The following is a 19822-nucleotide window of genomic DNA, read 5'->3' as shown; positions in this document are numbered from 1 at the left end:
AGTGCACAGGCGCCTGGTGTCTCGATCTGATCAACAGGCCGTTGCCACTACGCGAGCAGGTATGGCGCTGAACTGAATCAACGCCACGCCGGCGATCAACAACAGCGCGCCCAGCACCCGCGGCGTGGTCAACTGGCGTTCCACCAGGCCGAACAGGCCGAAGTGGTCGAGCAGCAACGACGCGAGAATCTGCCCGCCCATGGCCAGCGCAATAAACCCTGATGCACCCAGTTTGGGTAGCAGCATCAATGCCAACGAGATAAAACACACGCCGAAGGCACCCCCGGCCCACATCCACAACGGTGCCTTGCTGATAAAGGCCAAGCTCGGCAGTGGTAAACGCAGCGCCACGATCACCGGCAGCAGCACGATGATACTCACCAGTAACGAAGCCAGCGTGGCCCACAACGGATGGCCGAGCCCGCGCCCGAGGTTGGCGTTGATCGCACTTTGAAACGGCACCACAGCCCCGGCGATCACCGCCAGCGCTAACAAACCCAGCCAATGCAATGTGGTCATCTCATCTCTCCCAGAGGTTTTGCTGGACTCTAGGCTATTCGTCGCGCAAATTTAAATTCCAAGTTCTTATGCCGAGCATGCAGCTGATGAATGACCTGCGTCGCATCGACCTTAACCTGCTGGTGATTCTCGACGCGTTGCTCAGCGAGCAACACGTCACCCGCGCTGCCGAGCGCTTGCACCTGAGCCAGCCGGCGGTAAGCCATGCGTTGGCGCGTTTGCGCGATATGCTCGGTGACCCGCTACTGGTGCGCCAGGGCGGCACACTGGTGCCAACGGCTCGCGCCCTGGAGTTGGCCGCGCCCTTGGCCGAAGCCCTGGCCCAAGTGCAGGCGTTGCTGGCGCCAAATCGTTTTGACCCCGCCTCGGCCAAGCGCCGATTTCGCGTGGCGATGTCGGACTACAGCGCGGCGATTTTCCTGCCAGGGTTGGTCCGTGTCCTACGCCATGAAGCGCCTGGCATCGACCTGCAGATCATCCAGGCCAGCCGCGAAGGCATGGTTGATGGCGTGCTCAATGGTGATCTCGACCTGGCGGCTGGCGTATTCCCCGACATGCCCGCCGAACTGCGTACTACGCCGTTGTTCGAAGAGCATTACACCTGCCTGGTCGACCGCCGCAGCCTTCCACCCAGCGGCGTGCTGGACCTGCCGACCTACTTGTCGCGTCCCCATGTGCTCCTGGAGATGCGCGGTAGCGGCACGCCGGAAATCGAACGCGCACTGAGCGCGATACGTGAACGGCGGCATGTGGCGATCAGCCTGCCGCATTGGGGCGTTGCACCGCAGTTGATCGAGGGCACGGACTTGGTCTTGACGGTGTCGTCCCGAGGTTTACTGAATATCGATCATGCGCATCTGCTGGCTGTACCGCCGCCGTTTCATATTCCGTCGTTTGCCTTTGAGCTGGCCTGGCATGCGCGGCGGGGTGGGGATGCGGGGTTGCAGTGGTTAATTGGGCGGGTGCGGGGTGTATTGTCCGACGTTCACTAGTAACAAGGGAAATCTACATGCTCAGCGCCTTCAACCACCTGACCCTGGCCGTGACCGACGTGCCGCGCAGCGTCAGCTTTTATCACGACCTGCTGCACCTCCAGCTCGACGCCTCCTGGGACAACGGTGCCTATCTCTCGCTGCCCGGGCTCTGGCTTTGCCTGTCGCTGGACCCGTTGCGCCCGACCGCGCCGGCGGTGGATTACACCCACTACGCCTTCACCGTCGAGGCCGCTCATTTCGCCGCGTTGGTCGAGCGCCTGCGGGCGGGCGGCGTACAGGAGTGGCGCGATAACCGCAGCGAAGGCGCGTCGTTTTACTTCCTCGATCCGGACGGCCACAAGCTGGAGGCTCATGTCGGTGACTTGGCCTCGCGTCTGCAAGCCTGCCGCGTCAAGCCTTACGCGGGAATGAAGTTTTACCCGCCGCGCTGAAACATGCAGAATCAATCACCTTCATACGTCTGTCAGAGCGTCTACCCATGACCCCATCCTTGCTGCTCGCCGTCCTTGCCTCGGGTTTTATCTACGGTATTACTCCCGGCCCAGGTGTCTTGGCTGTGTTCGGCATCGGCGCTGCCCGCGGCCGGCGTGCTGGGGCGGGGTTTCTGTGCGGGCATTTGCTTGGCGATGTGGTGTGGTGCAGCACGGCACTGATTGCCATCGTCGGTGCGCGGGAAGTTGGTAGCAGTGCGTTTGATGTACTGGGTGTACTCAGTGGGTTGTATTTGTTCTGGCTCGGCTGGCGCGCAATCCGTACCCAACGCCGTAGCAGCGATGCGCCTCAGGGCGCGGCGCGGCACCCGTTCTGGCATGGCATTTTGTTCGGCCTGACCAACCCCAAGGCGTACCCGGTTGCTGTCGCGACCTTCACCGCGTTGCTGTCCAGCCGTGCCGAATTACTGACTTGGGCGATGCTGCCGTCGCTGATCTTCCTGAGCTTCATCGGTGGCCTGTTGGCCTACGCGATCCTGATCGGCGTGGTCGGTGCCCAGCGGGTGCGCACGGTGTATCAACGCCATGAAATTCTGATCACTAAGCTCTGCGGCGTAATGTTTATTGGCTTCGCCATCAATGCCCTGGCGCACGCCTTACCGGGCTTGTTCGGTAGCAAACCGGCCTGAGGCGTCCACAACCGTTCGTCGCACTGGCAAGTTTTTTCTAAACCTTTGCCGCCTTGAAAATTCGAATTCAGGGCGGGGCGTGTTTCCCCGCACTTATTTTTGCCCTGGAGGAACCCATCATGAGCCGCATGGCTATCCGGTTACGCACCGCCAGTTTCGCGATGCTGCTGGGCCTCGGCGCCAGCAATGCTTTCGCCCAGTCGCCTGCTGAATTCATCGAGCAGGCTTCGGCCAAAGGTATGGCCGATATCGAAACCAGTCGCATGGCCCACGCCAAGACCTCGTCCCAAGAGATCAAGGACTACACCATCGAAGTCATCAACGAGCGCACCCTGGCCAACCAGCACTTGGCCGCCATCGCCAAGAAGCTCGATTTGCCGGTGGCCCCACGGGATAAGATCGTTGATAAAGCCGAAACCCTGATGCCCGAACTCAAGGATGGCGACTCCTTTGACGCCGCCTATACCGCGCAACAGGTCAAGGAAAACGAAGACGCTATCGCCCTGTTCAAGAAAGAAGGCGCCGCGTCGGATGTGCCGGAGATAAAAGCGCTGGTGGATGAGACGCTGCCCAAGCTCGAAGAGCGTCTGCAAAAAGCCCGAGCCCTGGCATCGACCTATGGCAAAGGTCATCAAGGGGACGGTTGAGGCCGCTGCTTGAAATGAAAAACGGCGGTTGGAGCTTCTCCAACCGCCGTTTTTTTATGCCTGGTTGAGGTCCGTCTTGGTCGGAGCCGCGTCGTCGGCTGCGGCGCCGCAGCTGCTGTTCAAACTTACGGTGCCGGTGTTGCCGATGCTGCGGTATTCCTGGCGCAGTTTTTCCAGTTCTTTGCGGTCCAGGCCGTCGAGGCTGAGCACGGCGTTCTGGGCATCCTTGGACACGCGCAGCAGTTCATCGATCTTGATATGCAGAATATCGTTGTCGCGGTTTTGCGTGTTCTGGATGAGGAACACCATCAGGAACGTGATGATGGTGGTCGAGGTGTTGATGATCAGTTGCCAGGTGTCGTTGTAGTGGAAATAAGGCCCGCTCAGGCTCCACAGTAAAATCAACGCGACCGCCGCATAGAATGTCCGGGCACTGCCCGCCCAACGAGAGAGGGATTGGGAGACTGCGGAGAATTTCATGACCGTTTTCCTTAAAAGAGGTGATGAAAATACTGACCGCAGGCATTCGCTGAAATTTCTTTTTACAACTTAACGTCTGGGCAAATGTGTGCGTTTTTTTTCGGATCTTTAGGATCGAGCCTACGGCGCCATGGAGCAGCGAGCACAAGACTGGGTTTTTATCTGGATATTCCCATGTACGCTGACGCCGCCTGCGACCTGTCCACACGTTATCACCTGACCGAAGATCATTATTTTGCGGCAACCTGCGCGCTGCATCGGCGTTACAGCGCCGGTATCAACGCTTACTTCATTGACGAGCATTTTGTCCCGTGGAACCTGTTGTTTATTCGTGTGGGCAGCGCCCCGTCGGGGGAGGCAATGGTGCAGCCCTTGGAGTTGATCCGCCGCACCCTGATCGAAATACGCGTAGTGATCCACGAAGAAAAGGTCCAGGGATTACGCGAAGTGCTCACGGGGCTCGATTTTCAGCCTGCCGAAAAGACCACCGTGATGGTCCTCCAATTGTCGCGTTTTGTTCCATCCAAGAGTGAGGGCGGTGTGCAGATCAGCCTGACACGGGACTTGAACGCGTGGGCAATTCCACTTGGCAACGCGTTCGCGATGCTGCCCGAGAGCGTGGTGCATTATCAGGAGCGGCACCAACGAGCCCTTGAAGCTGATGAGACCCTTTACCACTTCACCTTGTCCGTAGAGGGGCAGGTGAGCAGTTCGTTGACGTTGTCTCTCTGTAAGGGAGAGGCCCGGCTTAATGATGTCGGCACTCTCATAAGCTTTCGTGGAAGAGGTTACGCTACGCAATTGATTCAAGCTGCGCTGCTTCACGCCGCGGCCTTGGGCGCCAACCGATGTTTTCTCGAGGCATCGGAGGGCGCCGTCCCGCTGTATTGCAAGTTGGGTTTCGAGCGTTTATTCGACTACCAGTCTTTTACGCGCCAGGCAGTTGCAGTGCCCTGATCAGAACACCATTTTTGTTTGACCGCGATCCTCGAGCGTCAACAGATATTGCTTGGCCTCAAGCCCTCCGGCAAACCCGGTGAGTCCGCCCGAAGCCCCCACCACTCGATGGCACGGTGCGATGATTGAGATTGGATTACGCCCGTTGGCGGCACCTACTGCGCGCACGGCTTTCGGGTTGCCGATCTGCTGGGCGATCTGGCTGTAGCTGCGGGTTTCGCCGAAGGGAATGGTCAGCAGTGCCTGCCAGACTTGTTTTTGAAAATGCGTACCAGTGAAGTCCAGCTCAAGCTCGAACTGGTTGCGCGAGCCGGCGAAGTATTCCGTCAACTGGCGTTCGGTCTCCAACAGCACGGGGTTATTGCTGGCCTCGACCAGTTCACCCAGGCGTACGCGGTTGGCGCGTTCCACTTCCCACAGGATGGCGCTGAGTTTGCCGTTGCGCGCCACCAGGGTCAGTTCACCGACAGGGGAGGGCATGAGCTTGTATTCGTAAGTCATGAGCAGGTTCCTCGAAGGGGCGTCAATGCCTACAGCGCTACTGTAGTTCCACCAGCGGGTTTGCAAACTACGTTTCTTGCGCTCAAATTCTTCGCAGCCTAGAAGTTCCAGTAAACCCAACTGGAGTAGTACGGGTACCAGTAGAACCAGGAGATCCTGTAAAGCCCCATGAGCACTGATGCATGGCCTATCATCACCAACGAAAGCACATTGAGAAGGCTTATCACCCAAGCAAACAGCGTTACGCTTCGGCTGGCATGGCGCGAGGCAAACCTTACGCCATAAACCGACGCGGCTATCGATCCGAGTGCCAGGAACCAGCCCAGAGGAAATGGCAGCGTTAAAAACGAGACCAACAGCGGTAACACCACCACCCAGCCGATCACTTGGCGCAGGATAGGTTTTGGCGTGGGGTGTCTGGTTTCAAGCATTGCAGCGCTCCGCTCCGTTGGGTGGACGAGCTGACATCATCCCGATGTGAATTTGTCACCGCCGTAAGATTTTACTTAGAAGCACCTACCGGTCCTGCTGCAATACCTTGAGCGCTGCCGAGGCCAGGAACCCCGAGCGGCTTTTTTCTTCCGGATGACTCAACACATATTCATCGATGCGATTGAGCAGATACCCCGGCAGGGTGATGTTGAGTTTTTGCGCCTTGCCCAGGTACTTGGTGACGTCGATGTCCACTACTGCCCAAGTGCAGCCGGCGTACTGTGGGTTGGCGGCATGCAAGGTGACTTTCTGTGCGTTGGGGATCGGCGCACCATCTTCTGCGAGAATCTCGAAGTGCCCCTCGATGGCTTCGCGCGCCATGGCCATGGCGTCGTCCAAGTCATCGCCAGCAGAGTAGCAGCCAGGAATGTCCGGGACTTCCACGCCCCACGCGTGGTCTTCGTCGCCCGATGAAATTGCGATGGGGTAAAGCATGTGTGTTGCCCTCCAGGGACGGTTAACTCAACAGAGCCTGTTTCAAAATGCTCTTGGCGGTTTTATCCAGCAGGTCCTTTTTTGGATGAGGGATCGTTACCAGCCCCGGCTTTGTCGGGTGCTTGAAGTGGTGGTGACTACCCCTGGTGCGCACCAGATACCAACCGTCTGCAACGATGTGACCTATCAAATATCGGCTGTCCACATCACCTCCTTGTGGTGTGTGTTAGTGGTGACTATAACCACTGAAAAGAAATTATCAATACCCTACCTACCAGCGGTCGATGTCCGCTGTTTCGCCAGGCGTTGAATGAAGTGTATGGGCGCGTGGAAATGGCGCTGCAGAGAGATATTGCGAGGTTTTTCGGGGTGTTACCGGGTGTGTAGTGCCTGCTCAAGTACACCAAGAAATGCATCCGCCAAAATATTTCTAGTTGATGCAGGGGTCAGCACCAGCAACTGCGCACACGCATCCACTTCCTGCATTGGCCTATAGGTCACGCCCTTGTTCATCAAACTCTGCGTACATTCCGGCACCAGCGCCACGCCTTGTCCGGCTGCCACCAGCGCGATGATCGAGGTGATCTGACGCCCTGTCGGTCCAGGGCGTAGCGGGTGGCCATGGTGTCGGTAAAGTTGTTCGATGGATTGGTTCAAGCCAGACCCATAATCGGCGGGAAACAGAATCAACGGATAAGCGCTCAGTTGCGCCAGGCTGACCATCGTCTGACTCGCCAGCGGGCTGTCGCTGGAGACCGCCGCCACCAACCGTTCCTCACCCAAAGACAACGCCCTGACATCAGTACTTTGCGGCAACAGGCGGCTCAAGCCGATATCCAGGCGGCCATCCGCAATCTGCGCACCGAGGCTGCCGGAGGCGCACTCCACCAAGGTCAACTGCACATCGGGAAAGCGCTGGGCGAAGGTCTGGATGGCCTGGCTGAACAGGTCCGACAGGACGATTGAGCTGACATAACCCAATGCCAGCTGACCCGCAGTGCCAGCAGCCAATTTACCGGCGATCACTTGCGCCAATTCCACCTGCTCCAACACCCCCCGGGCGTAGGGCAGGAACGAACGCCCCTGGGCGGTGAGGGTGACCGTGCGGCTGGTGCGATCAAACAACTTGAATCCCAACTCGGCCTCCAGCGCGGAAATCTGCCGAGTCAGCGGTGGCTGGGCCAGATGCAGGCGAAGTGCCGCGCGGCCGAAGTGCAATTCTTCAGCGACCGTCAGAAAGTAACGCAGCTTGCGTAGGTCGAGCATCCTGGTCCTTGGGTATCAATCGGTCGGAATTCGGTATTGGTTTAAGGGCTGCCCGTCATTCTATAAAGACCGCACAAAATAAAACGAGAGGTTTCATGAAACCGCGCCTGCATTGTGCCCGCCTTGCCCTGTTCCTGTGTGGCTGTGCGGCGTTTCTCAACCTCTATGCTACCCAGAGCATCCTGCAAGTGTTCGCCGCGCAATTTCATATCAGCGCCAAGGCTGCTGGCTGGAGTATTACCGTGACCACACTGGCTGTGGCGATCACTGCCCCGTTCGTCAGCCGCCTGACCCGGCGCTTCGAACAACGCACCGTGATCGCAGCGGCGGCGCTGCTGTTGGCCGGGCCGGCGTTGATGACGGCCTACGCTGACAGCTTCGCTGAAGTGTTGGTGTGGCGCTTTGTCGAGGGCATGCTGATCCCGGTGGTGTTTGCCACCAGCGTTGCCTACATCGGTGATCGCTGGCGCGGCGGCACGGTGACGGAAGTCACCAGCCTGTATGTGGCGGGCACTGTGTTGGGTGGGTTTGCCGGGCGATTCGTCACCGGAGTGGTAACCGAGTACGTGGGCTGGCGTGAAGCGTTTGAGTGGCTGGCGGTGTTGAGCTTGATGGTGGGCGGGTTTATCCAGTTTCTGTTACCGCCCAACTGCCCGCGGGCGCAGCAGGTCAAGGCTGCGTCGTCAGGTGTCTGGCACAAGCCGTTACTGGCCGCTTACGCCGTAGGCTTTTGCGTGTTGTTCTCGCAAGTCGCTGCTTTTACCTACGTAGGTTTGTACCTTGGCCTACCACCGTTCAGCCTCGGGCCTGCTGCCTTAGGGACGCTGTATATGGTGTTCCTGATGGCGTTGATCGTGATACCCATCGCCGGCCGCCTCAGCAAAGCCCGCCCACATGCCGAACTGCTGAGTGTCGCCGCCGTAGTGGGCGTCTGTGGTTCTGCCCTGACCCTGTTGCCCTCCCTGTGGTGCATCGTGGTGGGTCTGGCACTCAGTTCCACCGGCGTGTTCCTCGCCCAGGCCGCTGCCAATGCCTTCACCACCGCCAGCGCCGGCGACAACAAGGCCGGTGCGGTGGGGGTCTACCTCACCTGTTATTACCTGGGCGGTAGCTGCGGCGCTATCGCCCCGGCGCTGATCTGGGAACGCTGGGGCTGGGCCGGTTGTGTGGGGCTGATCATCGGTTTCCAGCTGCTGACCCTGTTGATCGCGTTGACCGGTTGCAAGCCCCTTAAACCTGAGCCGATCCCCACACCATGAACGATGCCGTTGCTGCACCTTCGCCCGAATTATCCAGGCGTTGTCGCAGCCTGTTGGCCGGTTGCGGCGCTCACGCCGTGCACGATGGCCTCACCGATGTGATCTACGTGCTGCTACCGATCTGGCAGGCTCAGTTCGCCTTGTCCTACGCTCAGGTTGGCCTTTTGCGTGGCGCCTATTCCGGGATGATGGCGGTGTTCCAGTTGCTCGCCAGCCGTGCTGCCAAATGTTGGGGTCGCACATCGATGCTGGTGGGCGGCACGGCGCTCGCGGGTGTTGCCTACCTGTTGGTGGGACAAGCGACTGGGATTGGCGTGTTGCTGCTGGCGTTGCTCCTGGGCGGCTTGGGTGCCAGCACGCAACATCCACTGGCCTCCTCGATGGTCACCGATGCTTACGAAGACGGTGGCGGGGTCAAGCAGGCACTGTCGCAATACAACTTTTCCGGCGACATCGGCAAAACCCTGATTCCAGGTTTGGTCGGATTGCTGCTCACCGTTATCAGTTGGCGCGCCAGCGCCACACTGCTGGGGCTGCTTGGGCTGGCGGCGGCGGGGTTGCTGTGGTGGCTGATACCTGCGCGAGCAGCCGAATCGATTGCTACAAAAAAGACCAAGGCCCTTACCGGAAACGGCTCCATCGCCGGCCTGCGCGCGCTGATTCTTACCGGCACCCTCGACAGCGCTGTGCGCATGGGCTTTCTCACCTTCCTGCCGTTCCTGCTTCAGGCCAAGGGCGCCGGAACTGCGGGTATTGGCCTGGCTCTGACCTTGCTGTTTGTGGGAGGAGCCTTCGGCAAACTGTTCTGCGGCTATCTCGGCGCTCGCATCGGCATGATGCAGACCGTGTGGATCACGGAAACCAGTACCGCACTGCTCATCGTCGCAGCGGTGTACCTGCCGCTGAGCGGCTTGATGATGATGTTGCCGGTGTTGGGGCTGGTGCTTAATGGCACGTCCTCGGTGCTGTACGGGGCCGTGCCCGACCTGGCCGGTGCAGGCAAGCGGGAGCAGGCGTTTGCGCTGTTCTACACCGGCACCATCGGCGGAGGCGCGCTGGCACCGGTGGTGTTTGGTGGGGTAGGGGATTCGTTGGGTGTGCCGGTGGCGCTGATGGTGTTGGCCGGGATGTTGTGTGTGACGTTGCCGTTGGCGTGGGTGGTGCAGCGTGGTTGCACATTTCAAACATAAAAAAACCGGCCACCAAGGACCGGTTTTTTATGCATCTCCCGCCAGAACCATTCTGACGCAAGCGCAAAATCTGAGTGGAGCGGGTAGAGGGAATCGAACCCTCGTCGGAAGCTTGGGAAGCTACTGTTCTACCATTAAACTATACCCGCTCAGAGCGGCTGACTTTGTACCAGATGTTCATCGGGATTTGAAGTTTTTCTTCGAAAAATGTGTGGGTTGCATGTGGCGAGGGGGCTTGCTCCCGCTGGCGTGCGAAGCGCTCCCAAAATAGTGGGGCTGCATCACACGCCGGCGCAAGCAAGTCTGCTCGCCACGGTACGCCTTCATTTCAGAGTGCAAATGCATGTTGCGCCTGACCCTGTTGAGACCGCAACCGGCTTACCTGCCGCTCTGGTTTCAAGAAGCCCACCACTGCGTTACGGCTATCCCGGCACGCTGCTTTATGCTCCATATCCAGGAAATGCCCCGTCGCCTGGATGGTGCTGAAGCTGCTCTGGGCTACATGCTGACCAAACAGCTTCGCATCCTCGGCGCTGGTGTACTCGTCCCATTCGCCGTTCAAGAACAGCACCGGGATGTCGATCTGCTTGGCTGCCTTGAGGTAGCACTGCCGGTCACTGTTGAGCACATGGCTGATGTGAAAGTGCATTTGCCCGTATTCGTGCTCGGCCAGGCTGCTGACGTGGCGGTAATTGAAGCGTTTGAACAGCGACGGCAGGTGTTTGCCGAGGGTGCTGTTGACCAGGTGGCCGACGCGGTCACGGTCAAGGTTGCCAAGGTAGTCGACGCCACGTTCGAGGTAATCGCGCATGGGGGTGTTGATCACCGGCGAGAATGAGCTGATCACGGCTTTTTCCACGCGCCGAGGCCGTTGCGCAAGGGCGACCAACGTTGCAGCGCCGCCCCAGGAGAAGGACAGCACGTGCTCGGCGGCGAAGTGGTCGAGCAGTTCCAGGAGGATCTGGCCTTCGATTTCCTTCGTCAGCATCTGCTCATGGCGGTTATGGATTTTAGAACGGCCAGCGTAGGGCTGGTCGTACAACACCACATTGAATTGCGGGTACAGGCTTTTCACGGTTTGAGCGAAGCACGCCGTGGTCGCCATGGAGCCGTTGACCAAGACGATGGTCTTTTCAGCCGCGTCCGCGCGATAGAACTCCGTGTACACCCGATACTGACCCTGTATATCCAACACAGCGATTTCTGGCCTCATGTCGTAAGACTCCTGGCAAGCGGGTAGTGCGCGCAGATCACTCTGCACGAGCTTTGTGACAGGTAGGCATACGCCTGGAAAATGAGGGCCCATGTCGGTCCGATGAGGGCTGGCCGGCGGGTGTTGTTATGGCGGGCTGTTTTGCCGGAAAGGCCCGTGGATCAAGCGCGGGCAAGGCAAGGTCTTTCTTGGAAGTATGGGGCGACTCAGCAGTCATGATTTGGCTGAAGCCCTGATTCAAGCAGTACAGAAGACGGGTCGCAAGGCGAAAGGCCGTTTTTTTGCCATCAGCGGCTGAACGGTCGTCAGACTTGTCGGATTTCGTCGTCAGTCAGTGGCCGGTATTGGCCCGGCGTAAGGGTTGCATCCAGCATCAAAGGCCCCATTCGCTCACGATGCAGGCCGGTCACCTTGTTATCAAAATGCCCGAACATGCGCTTCACTTGATGATAGCGGCCTTCGATGATGCTCAGGCGCGCCGTCCTGGGGCCCAGCAGCTCAAGTTCGGCGGGTTGGGTGGTGAGGTCTTCAAAGGCGAAATACACACCGGCGGCAAACGTCGTCGCGTACTCCGAGCCGATGTCCTGCTCGGTTTCCACATGGTAAACCTTGGGTAACTTGGTTTGCGGTTGAGTCAGTCGTCGCGACCACTGGCCGTCATTGGTGATCAGCATCAGGCCGGTGGTGTTGAAATCCAGGCGGCCGGCGATGTGCAGCTCGGCCTTGTTCGGTTCATCCAGCAGGTCGAGGACCGTGGGGTGTTGCGGGTCCGAAGTGGCGCTGACGCAACCCTGGGGTTTGTGCAGCATGAAATAACGTGCCGGCTTTCCCGCTTGCAGTACTTCGCCGTCAACGCAGACCAGGCTGAACTCGCGCACTTCATGATGGGGATCGCTGACTGCAGCACCATCGACAGTTACCCGGCGCTCCACCAGTAGCAGGCGTACTTGCTTGCGATTGAACTGTGCCAGATTGCTGAGGAAGCGATCAACGCGCATTGCGGTTACGCAACTGGTCGTCCGCCTGGGCACAGCGAGGGCACAGGCAGGCTTTATTGCGCAGTTCATCAGGCAGGGCTTCAAGCACCGCGGGGTCGATGGTGACGCTGTAGCACCAGCAGGCTTGGTCGGCTGTGCGCGGATCGGCCAAGGTACAGTCGTTGCGGGCACCGCAGGCGGGGCAGAGGGTTGGCGTGGTCATCGGTCGGTTCAGGCTATATCGGGCAGGGGGGCGCAAGTCCTGCACGATACAGCGCTGCTCGGTCCTGTTCCATCGCCATGACCTGGAGGCCGGCATTCAGCTCGTCTGAAACAGATGTTTCTGCTTATGTCGGTGGCGCACCAGATTCGGTTTTTGATGTCAGATGTTTCGTCATTCAGTGAAGGCTGAATGCCGCTTTCCAGCGTCGCTGGAGGAGCTCTTCCGCGGTCCAGGAGGCCGCCATGTATCGACGACTGCTACTTATCGCTTTGCTCGGCCTGACCCTGTCAGCTTGCGTGCCCTATTACGATGGAGGCGCCACCTACTATCGCTCCGAGGTCTACACCGCACCGACGCCGGTCTATTACTACGGCGGCCCGCGTTATGCCCCGTATGGGCGTAGCTACTACGCCCCAGTGCCTCGCTACTATGCGCCACAGCCTCGTTATTATTCCGCGCCGCGCTACTACCAGCCGGCGCCACGCTATTACCCAAGGGCCGGTTACAGGCCCTATACGAATCAGGGGTTGGGTAATCACGGGGGCAACGGTGGGTACGGACGGGGAACCGATCATGGAGGTGGCCGCGGCGGCCACCGTTAAACCATTTGTAAAAAAGCGGCGCATGAAGCGCCGCTTTTTTATGGGTTCCGTATATCGATACTGTCAGATTTAACAGCTATCTTTGCGGTTTCGGCTGTATTTCACTGTGGGAAAGCCGTTGTGCTTTTCCATGGAGAGAGCGGGCTAATGGAACCTCATATGTTCAAGCGACTGATGTGTGTGCTCCTGTTGATGAGCGGCGTCATTGCACAGGTGAAAGCAGAGCAAGGCTGCCCTTATCCCTCGGCGGTCAAGTATGCTGACCAGCATTTTCACGCCGTGGATAAAGGCCTGCTCTGGCAAAGTCCGAAGGTCAGTCACCGGGACTTCGTCGACCGGTTCGTCGGTGCAGTCTTTGTACCGGGCGAGGACCAGGAGAGGGAAAATGGCTACATGGACAAGTGCATTTACCGCACCAGTTGGGGCAGCGTCGTAGCGTTGCGGCCAGACAAAGGCAACGGGGTGATCAACATGTCGTTGACCAGCACCTTGCATTGGGCGTTGCAGGCGGGTGCGTTCGGAATGCCAGTGTATCTCTGCACGGACAGCCAGCCGGACAACTGCGCTTTCACGATCAACGACAAAGAGCGCTAACCTGTCAGTAGTCCGATAAATCTGCCAGAGGATTCCTACCTTCCCATGCCTTGTTGAAGTGTGCCTGCACCACCGCTTCTGGAAGCGTATTGATATCCGGCCAATGCCAATGGGGCGTCTGGTCCTTGTCGATCAATCGGGCCCGGACCCCTTCGGCGAATTCCGGATGACGGCAGCAATTGAGGCTAATGCTGTACTCCATCTGAAACACCTGGGCCAAGGAAAGATGGCGCGCGCGCTTAATTTGTTCCCATACCAGGTGCGCCGTCAGAGGGCAGCCTTCGGAGAGGGTCTTGCCGGCACGGCTCAATAGCGGGTCGTTGTGATCGCGCAGCAGGCTCAACGCCCGCCAGGCGCAACGCACATCGCCCACATCCAGCCATTCGTCGATTTGGTCGCGGCGCGGCAGCCACTGTGCTTCGGGTTGTTGGCTGACTGCCTCCTGGGCCAGGGCTTTGAGCAAACTGTTGAGCTGCATCGCAGTTTGTTCCTGCCAGTTCAGTTGCAGCAGGCCCTCAATCAGCTCGTCTTTCTGGTCTTCACGCAGGAAGCGGTCGGCTAGTCCCAGATCCAGTGCATCGCGCCCGTTGATATGGGCGCCGGTGAGGCCCAGGAACAAACCGAGCTTGCCCGGCAGGCGGGAAAGAAACCAGCTGGCACCTACATCCGGATAAAGACCGATGCTGATCTCGGGCATGGCCAGACGGCTGCTCGGCGTAACAATGCGCACGGATGCGCTTTGCAGCAGGCCCATCCCACCGCCCAATACATAGCCGTGGCCCCAGCAGATCAGCGGCTTGGGGTAGGTGTGCAGGCGGTAGTCGAGACGATATTCGGCAGCAAAGAATTGCGCGGCGAGGGCCGGCACTTCGCCGGGTTGTTCACGGCATTCCTGGGCCAGGCTGCGCACTTCGCCACCAGCGCAAAAGGCCTTTGGCCCATTGCCGCGCAGCAGCACGCAGACGATTTGCGGGTCTTTGGCCCAGGTATCCAGGCGCTCGCCCAAGGCCAAAATCATCGGCAGGGACAGGGCGTTAAGGGTTTTTTCCGCGTCCAGGCTGGCGATGCCGATGCGGGCACCGCCACTGCCGGTCAGTTCTTCGAAGTGCAGGTTCATCGTGACCTCAATCGAGAAGGTGAAGGATGAGTATGATCCCTTCGTGGGAAAGTGCCGCTGGTGTGTCAGATCAATTGACAAGCGGAGTCGGCTTTCCTAGGGTTCGCCTCATTCTTTTTTACAAGACAATTCAACCATGACCGATGGCGACCGTATCAAACTCGAACCCAGCTGGAAACACGCCCTGCGCGATGAATTCGAGAAGCCCTATATGGCCCAGTTACGCGAGTTCCTGCGCCAGGAACATGCCGCCGGCAAAGAGATCTACCCGCCGGGCCCGTTGATTTTCAACGCCCTCAATTCCACACCGTTGGACAAGGTCAAGGTGGTGATCCTCGGCCAAGATCCGTACCACGGCCCAGGCCAGGCTCACGGGCTGTGCTTCTCGGTGCAACCGGGCGTGCCGGCGCCGCCGTCGCTGGTCAACATCTATAAAGAACTCAAGCGCGACCTGAACATCGACATTCCCAACCACGGCTACCTGCAAAGCTGGGCAGACCAGGGTGTGCTGATGCTCAACACCACCATGACCGTGGAGCGCGCCAATGCCAACGCCCATGCGGGCAAGGGCTGGCAGTTCTTTACTGATCGGATTATCGAGGTGGTCAGCGAGCATCAGCCCCACCTGGTGTTTTTGTTGTGGGGCGCGCATGCCCAGGGCAAGCAGAAGTTGATTGATGCCACCAAGCATTTGGTGCTGACGTCAGTGCACCCGTCACCGTTGTCGGCGTATCGCGGGTTTATTGGGTGCGGACATTTTAGTCGGACTAATAAGTTTCTTGAACAGAATGGCGAGGTGCCGATCGAGTGGCGGTTGCCGCCGCTTTAAGGCGACAACGCGGGGGGAAACTAATTGAGAGGCCCCCTAGATCTTGTCTGGCTGGCGGTTCCAGTGTCGGAACAACGGCTCTGCGAGAAACAACACAAACAACAAACGCATCACCTGCATCGCCGTCACCAACGGCACCGACAATTGCAGCGTCTCGGCTGTCAGGCTCATCTCGGCAATACCGCCAGGCATCATGCCCAGCGTCAGTGAGCGCAGGTCCAGGTGCGTCAGTGCACTCAAGCCCACCGCGGCCAATGTCGCCAGCGCCATGGTCAGGGCCGTGCCGATCAAGGTACGGCCCATGAATGCCGGCGCCCTACGGAAGAACTGGCGGTTGAAGTGGCAGCCCAGACCGCTGCCGATCAACCACTGGCCGATCTGGCTGCCGCCGTCGGGCAGGCCAATGTGTAAATCCCAGCTCACGCTGGCGATGGCACTGACCAGCAATGGCCCGAACAGCCAAGGGTTGGGTTGGCGCAAACGCTGCCAGCCCCATGCCACCAGCGCACCCATCGGAAACAGCAGGGCCAGCCAGGCCCAGTCTACCGGCGCCGGATGAAACTGCGGTGCGCCGCCGCCCAGCAGATACTTGAAAATCGCTGGCACACACAACACCACCACCAGCACGCGCAAACTTTGCCCCGCCGCCACCCGGCTAAGTACCGCGCCATTACGTGCGCCGAGGTTGACCATCTCCCCGGAGCCGCCCGGCATGCTCGAGAAAAACGCCGTGGCGCGGTCTTCACCGCTGCGGCGCATCAACCACACACCGACCACGCTCGACAAACTCGTCACCAAGGCACCGAAGAAAATCAGGCCGAAATGGCTCATCACTTGCTCGATCACCAGCGGCGTGAAGTGCAGGCCTATGCCTATCCCCACCACCCATTGGCCGCATTTGCGTCCGCCGGGAATCTCCGCCAATTGCCACGGCGTGAGGCAACGCACCAGGATGATCGCCAGCAACGAGCCGACCATGTACGGCAAAGGCCAGCCGACCAGGCTGGCCAGGTAACCGCCGGCCAGGCCGACCAGCGGTGTTCCCCACCAATGTTTAAAGGTGACCTCAGACATCAGCCACGGCACGGCGCTGCAGGGCACGTTTGCGGTAAATGCGCACCAGCGGGAAGGCCAGCATCAGCGCGGTCAGCACCCACACACCGAAGGTGATCGGGCTCGACCAGAGGATCTGCAGGTCACCGTTGGAGATCGACAGCGCGCGGCGCAGGTTCTGCTCCATCAAGCCGCCGAGGATAAAGCCCAGCAGCACCGGCGACAGAGGGAAGTCGAGTTTGCGCAGGATGTAGCCGAAGATACCGATGCCGACCATCAGGAACAGGTCGAACGTGGTGGCGTGAACCGCGTATACACCGATCGCGGTGATGATGGCGATCACCGGCACCAGCGCCCAGTTCGGCACGGCAAGGATGCGGGTGAAGATGCGGATCATCGGGATGTTGAGGATCACCAGCATGATATTGGCGATGAACAACGAGGCGATCAGGCCCCAGACGATGTCGGGTTGTTGTTGGAACAGCAGCGGGCCCGGGGTGATGTTGTACAGCGACAATGCGCCGATCATCACTGCCGTGGTGCCCGAACCGGGTACGCCGAGGGTCAGCATCGGCACCAGGGCGCCGCAGGCGGAAGCGCCAATGGCGGTTTCCGGCGCTGCCAGGCCGCGCATGTCGCCCTGGCCGAATTTACCGCTGGCACCCGCCAGGCGTTTTTCGGTCATGTAGGCAACGGCCGAGGCCAAAGTCGCCCCGGCACCTGGCAATACGCCCATGATGAAACCGAGCAAACCGCAGCGGATGTTGACGACGAAGACCGCGCCAGCTTCCTTGAGGTTGAACATCATTCGTCCGGTGGCCTTCACGGCTTCCTGGCCACGATGGGTTTTTTCCAGCAGCAACAGGATCTCGCTGATGGAGAACAGGCCCAGTACTAACACCACAAACTGGATGCCGTCGGTGAGATGGATGTTATCGCCGGTAAAACGGTACACGCCGCTGTTGGCGTCGATGCCCACCGCCGAGAGGAACAGGCCGATCAGCGCTGCTACGAAAGTTTTCAATGGCTTGTCACCGGCCATGCCGCCCAGACAGACAATCGCGAACACCATCAGTACGAAATATTCCGCCGGCCCGAAGGCAATCGCCCATTTGGCCAGCAACGGCGCAAACAGCACCATGCCGCAGGTGGCGATGAACGCACCGATGAACGAACTCCACGCCGACAGCGACAGCGCTACGCCAGCCAGGCCTTTGCGGGCCATCGGGTAGCCGTCCAGGGTCGTCATCACGGTAGAGGCTTCACCCGGGATGTTGAGCAGGATCGAGCTGATACGGCCACCGTATTCACAGCCCAGGTACACCGCTGCCAACAGGATCAGCGCCGATTCGGGTGGCAGCCCCAGGGCAAACGCGATGGGGATCAACAATGCTACGCCGTTGATCGGTCCCAGGCCCGGCAGCAGGCCGACCACGGTGCCGATCAGGGTGCCGCACAGTGCGGTCACCAGGTTATAGGGGCTTAGCGCGACGCCGAAACCCTGGCCCAAATAGCCGAAAGTATCCATATCAGTTCTCCAGAACGTCGAGCAGGCCGAGGGGCAGCGGCACATCCATGGCTTTATCGAACAGCAGGTAAAGACCAATCGCCATCAGGCTGACGATCACCACGCTGGGTAACCAGCGGCCGCCATACAGGCGCGCCATAGGGATGCCGATCAGCATGCTGCTAAGGATGAAGCCAAGGGGTTCGAAGGTGCCGGCGAACACGATCAACAGCGCGACGCACGCGCCGATCTTGATCAGGGTTTCGCGGTCCAGCGCGGGTTCTTCTTCGGTGTGCTTGGTCGGTTGCGGGCGAAACAGCATGTAGATCAGCGCCAGGCTCATCAACCCGAGCATCAGCAACGGGTAGGCCCGAGGCCCCACGGGTTCGTAGGAAAACGATGCCTGGTATGGCCAGGCCATCAGCGCGAGGACGGCGCAGGCCATCAGCAGCGTGGCGGCGAAAATGCGTTGTAAGAGCATGGGAAACTCCTGGGCCACGCCCGCTTGTGAGCATGAGCATGGCCGCGCGACAAGGGGCAATTACTGGATCAGGCCAAACTCTTTGGCCAACACTTTGTAATCAGCCACCTGTTTTTTCACATAGGTGTCCAATTCCGGGCCGGTCATGGCGAACGGGAACAGCTCGCGCTGGTCACGCAGTTTGGCGAAGTCTTCGGAGGCCAGCAGTTTGTCGAACGCGTCTTTCCACCAGGCATAGTCGGCATCGCTGACTTTTGGCCCGAGGTAGAAGCCGCGTACCACCGGCCAGACGATGTCGTAGCCTTGCTCTTTGGCAGTCGGAATGTCCTTCATTTCCGGCTCGTCCAGGCGCTGTTCCGAGAACACGGCCAGCAGGCGCATGTCACCGCTGAGGATGTGTGGCATGGAGTCTGAGATGTCGGTACTGCCTACCTGAATATGACCGCCGAGCAGGGCTGTGGCGATTTCGCCGCCGCCTTCGAGCGCCACATAACGCAGCTCCCGTGGGTTGATCCCGGCCGCCTTGGCGATCAATGCGGTTTGCATCCAGTCCTGGCTGCCGACGGTGCCGCCGGAACCGATCACCACGCTACCCGGATCTTTCTTCAGGGCTTTTACCAAGTCGTCGAGGGTCTTGTAAGGCGAATCACTTTTCACCGCGATGGCACCGTAGCTGGTGCCGACGGCCGCCAGCCAACGCACGGCGCTTTCATCGAAACGCCCGAATTTGCCTTGGGCCAGGTTCAACAGCGAACCGCTGGACCAGGCCACCAGGGTGCCGGCGTCCGCTGGCCGTTGGGCGACCACGGCGTTATAGGCCACCGCGCCCACACCCCCAGGCATGTAGGTCACGCGCATCGGTTTGCTCAGCAACTTCTCGTTGACCAGCGCGCTTTGCGCCAGCTTGCAGGTCAGGTCAAAGCCGCCGCCGGGGGAGGCCGGGGCGATGCATTCCGGGCGCTTGGGTTCGTCGGCGGCCAGCAGTTGGCCGGCGAACAGCATGCAGCCTGCGGCGAGGGCAAGTTTACGCAGTGAAAGCGTCATGGTTATCTCCATCGTTGTTGTTATAGGGGGCTACTACCCGCGCACGACGCTATCGCTCACCCGCATGCGCACTTCATCCGCATCACGGGCTGAAGAGTGAGAACGGCACAGGGCACTGGCGAGGGCGGTTTGGGTCATGCGGGAAGAACGAGCAGGCGGGCAAGCCTGTGGCTGTGACGACAGCATCGTGATGTACTCCGTTATTGTTCTTATTTTGACGAAAACGCATCGAGGCGTTTTTCGCGCGCTACGGATCAGATAGCTCGGCAGGCATAGACCACCGTCACTCGATGCTAAAGTGCGAAGCTTTCACTAACCTTT

Annotated in this window: 25 protein-coding genes and 1 tRNA gene; 10 read left to right on the top strand and 16 right to left on the bottom strand. The window is 59.5% G+C overall.

The window, feature by feature from the left end:
• Nucleotides 1-30: 30 nt before the first annotated feature.
• Complete coding sequence (locus tag JFT66_RS02310; protein ID WP_198858676.1) at nt 31-519, bottom strand: DMT family transporter; 489 nt, start codon at nt 517-519, stop codon at nt 31-33.
• Nucleotides 520-596: 77 nt separating this feature from the next.
• Between JFT66_RS02310 and JFT66_RS02305 the strand changes: the two genes are divergently transcribed.
• From JFT66_RS02305 to JFT66_RS02290, 4 genes are all read left to right on the top strand, one after another.
• A complete protein-coding gene (locus JFT66_RS02305) occupies nt 597-1511 on the top strand; it encodes a LysR substrate-binding domain-containing protein (RefSeq protein ID WP_442963591.1) in 915 nt (304 codons plus the stop codon).
• A gap of 17 nt (nt 1512-1528) precedes the next feature.
• Complete coding sequence (fos, locus tag JFT66_RS02300) at nt 1529-1945, top strand: fosfomycin resistance glutathione transferase (RefSeq protein ID WP_153837681.1); 417 nt, start codon at nt 1529-1531, stop codon at nt 1943-1945.
• A gap of 47 nt (nt 1946-1992) precedes the next feature.
• Complete coding sequence (locus JFT66_RS02295) at nt 1993-2634, top strand: LysE family translocator (RefSeq protein WP_094951029.1); 642 nt, start codon at nt 1993-1995, stop codon at nt 2632-2634.
• A 119-nt stretch (nt 2635-2753) separates the two neighbouring features.
• Nucleotides 2754-3281, top strand: a complete 528-nt coding sequence (locus tag JFT66_RS02290; RefSeq protein WP_034118580.1) for a DUF4142 domain-containing protein — start codon at nt 2754-2756, stop codon at nt 3279-3281.
• A 54-nt stretch (nt 3282-3335) separates the two neighbouring features.
• On the opposite strand, the gene JFT66_RS02285 is transcribed toward JFT66_RS02290, so the two are convergent.
• Nucleotides 3336-3761, bottom strand: a complete 426-nt coding sequence (locus tag JFT66_RS02285; RefSeq protein WP_034118581.1) for a low affinity iron permease family protein — start codon at nt 3759-3761, stop codon at nt 3336-3338.
• 174 nt (nt 3762-3935) lie between these two features.
• On the opposite strand from JFT66_RS02285, the gene JFT66_RS02280 reads away from it, so the two are divergent.
• Entirely contained in the window at nt 3936-4718 is a 783-nt protein-coding gene (locus tag JFT66_RS02280; protein ID WP_034118582.1) for a GNAT family N-acetyltransferase, read from the top strand.
• Here the strand turns inward: JFT66_RS02280 and JFT66_RS02275 are convergent, their stop codons facing one another.
• The 5 genes from JFT66_RS02275 to JFT66_RS02255 all read right to left on the bottom strand — a co-directional run bounded on the left by JFT66_RS02275 (nt 4719) and on the right by JFT66_RS02255 (nt 7412).
• Complete coding sequence (locus JFT66_RS02275) at nt 4719-5219, bottom strand: methylated-DNA--[protein]-cysteine S-methyltransferase (RefSeq protein ID WP_034118583.1); 501 nt, start codon at nt 5217-5219, stop codon at nt 4719-4721. It abuts the gene before it with no gap.
• A 98-nt stretch (nt 5220-5317) separates the two neighbouring features.
• Nucleotides 5318-5650, bottom strand: coding sequence for a hypothetical protein (locus JFT66_RS02270; RefSeq protein ID WP_198858674.1), 333 nt, complete (start codon nt 5648-5650; stop codon nt 5318-5320).
• An 85-nt stretch (nt 5651-5735) separates the two neighbouring features.
• The gene (locus JFT66_RS02265) at nt 5736-6146 is read right to left on the bottom strand and encodes a type II toxin-antitoxin system HicB family antitoxin (RefSeq protein WP_034118585.1); all 411 of its coding nucleotides are present in this window, start codon (nt 6144-6146) and stop codon (nt 5736-5738) included.
• Nucleotides 6147-6168: 22 nt separating this feature from the next.
• On the bottom strand, nt 6169-6351 hold the full coding sequence (locus tag JFT66_RS02260; RefSeq protein WP_017736377.1) for a type II toxin-antitoxin system HicA family toxin: 183 nt from the start codon (nt 6349-6351) through the stop codon (nt 6169-6171).
• 167 nt (nt 6352-6518) lie between these two features.
• A complete protein-coding gene (locus JFT66_RS02255) occupies nt 6519-7412 on the bottom strand; it encodes a LysR family transcriptional regulator (protein WP_198858673.1) in 894 nt (297 codons plus the stop codon).
• 95 nt (nt 7413-7507) lie between these two features.
• On the opposite strand from JFT66_RS02255, the gene JFT66_RS02250 reads away from it, so the two are divergent.
• Both JFT66_RS02250 and JFT66_RS02245 read left to right on the top strand, forming a co-directional pair.
• Nucleotides 7508-8671: an MFS transporter gene (locus tag JFT66_RS02250; protein ID WP_034118587.1), complete on the top strand. Its 1164-nt coding sequence runs from the start codon at nt 7508-7510 to the stop codon at nt 8669-8671.
• Nucleotides 8668-9861: an MFS transporter gene (locus JFT66_RS02245; RefSeq protein ID WP_153837684.1), complete on the top strand. Its 1194-nt coding sequence runs from the start codon at nt 8668-8670 to the stop codon at nt 9859-9861. Before JFT66_RS02250 ends, JFT66_RS02245 begins: the two co-directional genes overlap by 4 nt.
• Nucleotides 9862-9936: 75 nt before the next feature.
• On the opposite strand, the gene JFT66_RS02240 is transcribed toward JFT66_RS02245, so the two are convergent.
• From JFT66_RS02240 to JFT66_RS02225, 4 genes are all read right to left on the bottom strand, one after another.
• Nucleotides 9937-10010: transfer RNA gene (locus JFT66_RS02240), tRNA-Gly, on the bottom strand.
• 179 nt (nt 10011-10189) lie between these two features.
• Entirely contained in the window at nt 10190-11074 is an 885-nt protein-coding gene (locus tag JFT66_RS02235) for an alpha/beta fold hydrolase (protein ID WP_153837685.1), read from the bottom strand.
• Between the two features lie 305 nt (nt 11075-11379).
• On the bottom strand, nt 11380-12072 hold the full coding sequence (locus tag JFT66_RS02230; protein WP_198858672.1) for a pseudouridine synthase: 693 nt from the start codon (nt 12070-12072) through the stop codon (nt 11380-11382).
• Nucleotides 12062-12274, bottom strand: coding sequence for a cysteine-rich CWC family protein (locus JFT66_RS02225; protein ID WP_034118591.1), 213 nt, complete (start codon nt 12272-12274; stop codon nt 12062-12064). Before JFT66_RS02225 ends, JFT66_RS02230 begins: the two co-directional genes overlap by 11 nt.
• A gap of 242 nt (nt 12275-12516) precedes the next feature.
• Between JFT66_RS02225 and JFT66_RS29720 the strand changes: the two genes are divergently transcribed.
• Nucleotides 12517-12876, top strand: coding sequence for a hypothetical protein (locus JFT66_RS29720; protein WP_233096986.1), 360 nt, complete (start codon nt 12517-12519; stop codon nt 12874-12876).
• A 159-nt stretch (nt 12877-13035) separates the two neighbouring features.
• Nucleotides 13036-13470: a DUF3757 domain-containing protein gene (locus tag JFT66_RS02220; RefSeq protein ID WP_034118593.1), complete on the top strand. Its 435-nt coding sequence runs from the start codon at nt 13036-13038 to the stop codon at nt 13468-13470.
• Between the two features lie 4 nt (nt 13471-13474).
• Here JFT66_RS02220 and JFT66_RS02215 read toward each other — a convergent pair whose 3' ends face one another.
• Nucleotides 13475-14587: an enoyl-CoA hydratase/isomerase family protein gene (locus JFT66_RS02215; RefSeq protein WP_034118594.1), complete on the bottom strand. Its 1113-nt coding sequence runs from the start codon at nt 14585-14587 to the stop codon at nt 13475-13477.
• 136 nt (nt 14588-14723) lie between these two features.
• On the opposite strand from JFT66_RS02215, the gene ung reads away from it, so the two are divergent.
• Complete coding sequence (gene ung, locus JFT66_RS02210; protein ID WP_034118595.1) at nt 14724-15416, top strand: uracil-DNA glycosylase; 693 nt, start codon at nt 14724-14726, stop codon at nt 15414-15416.
• A 36-nt stretch (nt 15417-15452) separates the two neighbouring features.
• Here the strand turns inward: ung and JFT66_RS02205 are convergent, their stop codons facing one another.
• Genes JFT66_RS02205 through JFT66_RS02190 form a run of 4 tightly spaced genes read right to left on the bottom strand, consistent with a single transcriptional unit; the run spans nt 15453 to nt 19507 of the window.
• Nucleotides 15453-16490 (bottom strand): AbrB family transcriptional regulator, encoded by a 1038-nt coding sequence (locus tag JFT66_RS02205; RefSeq protein ID WP_198858671.1) that lies wholly within the window; start codon nt 16488-16490, stop codon nt 15453-15455.
• A complete protein-coding gene (locus JFT66_RS02200) occupies nt 16483-17997 on the bottom strand; it encodes a tripartite tricarboxylate transporter permease (RefSeq protein ID WP_038848176.1) in 1515 nt (504 codons plus the stop codon). The genes JFT66_RS02205 and JFT66_RS02200 overlap by 8 nt, the downstream gene beginning before the upstream one ends.
• Before the next feature lies 1 nt (nt 17998).
• Nucleotides 17999-18457 carry a tripartite tricarboxylate transporter TctB family protein gene (locus JFT66_RS02195; protein ID WP_034118597.1) on the bottom strand — a complete coding sequence of 153 codons (459 nt, stop codon included), beginning with the start codon at nt 18455-18457 and terminating at the stop codon, nt 17999-18001.
• Between the two features lie 60 nt (nt 18458-18517).
• Nucleotides 18518-19507 carry a Bug family tripartite tricarboxylate transporter substrate binding protein gene (locus tag JFT66_RS02190; protein WP_161793256.1) on the bottom strand — a complete coding sequence of 330 codons (990 nt, stop codon included), beginning with the start codon at nt 19505-19507 and terminating at the stop codon, nt 18518-18520.
• Nucleotides 19508-19822 lie beyond the last annotated feature (315 nt).

Origin of the sequence: Pseudomonas sp. MF6755, assembly GCF_016405635.1 — a bacterium.
Lineage (GTDB): Bacteria > Pseudomonadota > Gammaproteobacteria > Pseudomonadales > Pseudomonadaceae > Aquipseudomonas > Aquipseudomonas haemolytica.
Note: the sequence above shows the minus strand (reverse complement) of the source record. Positions and strands in the feature narration are given on the sequence as shown.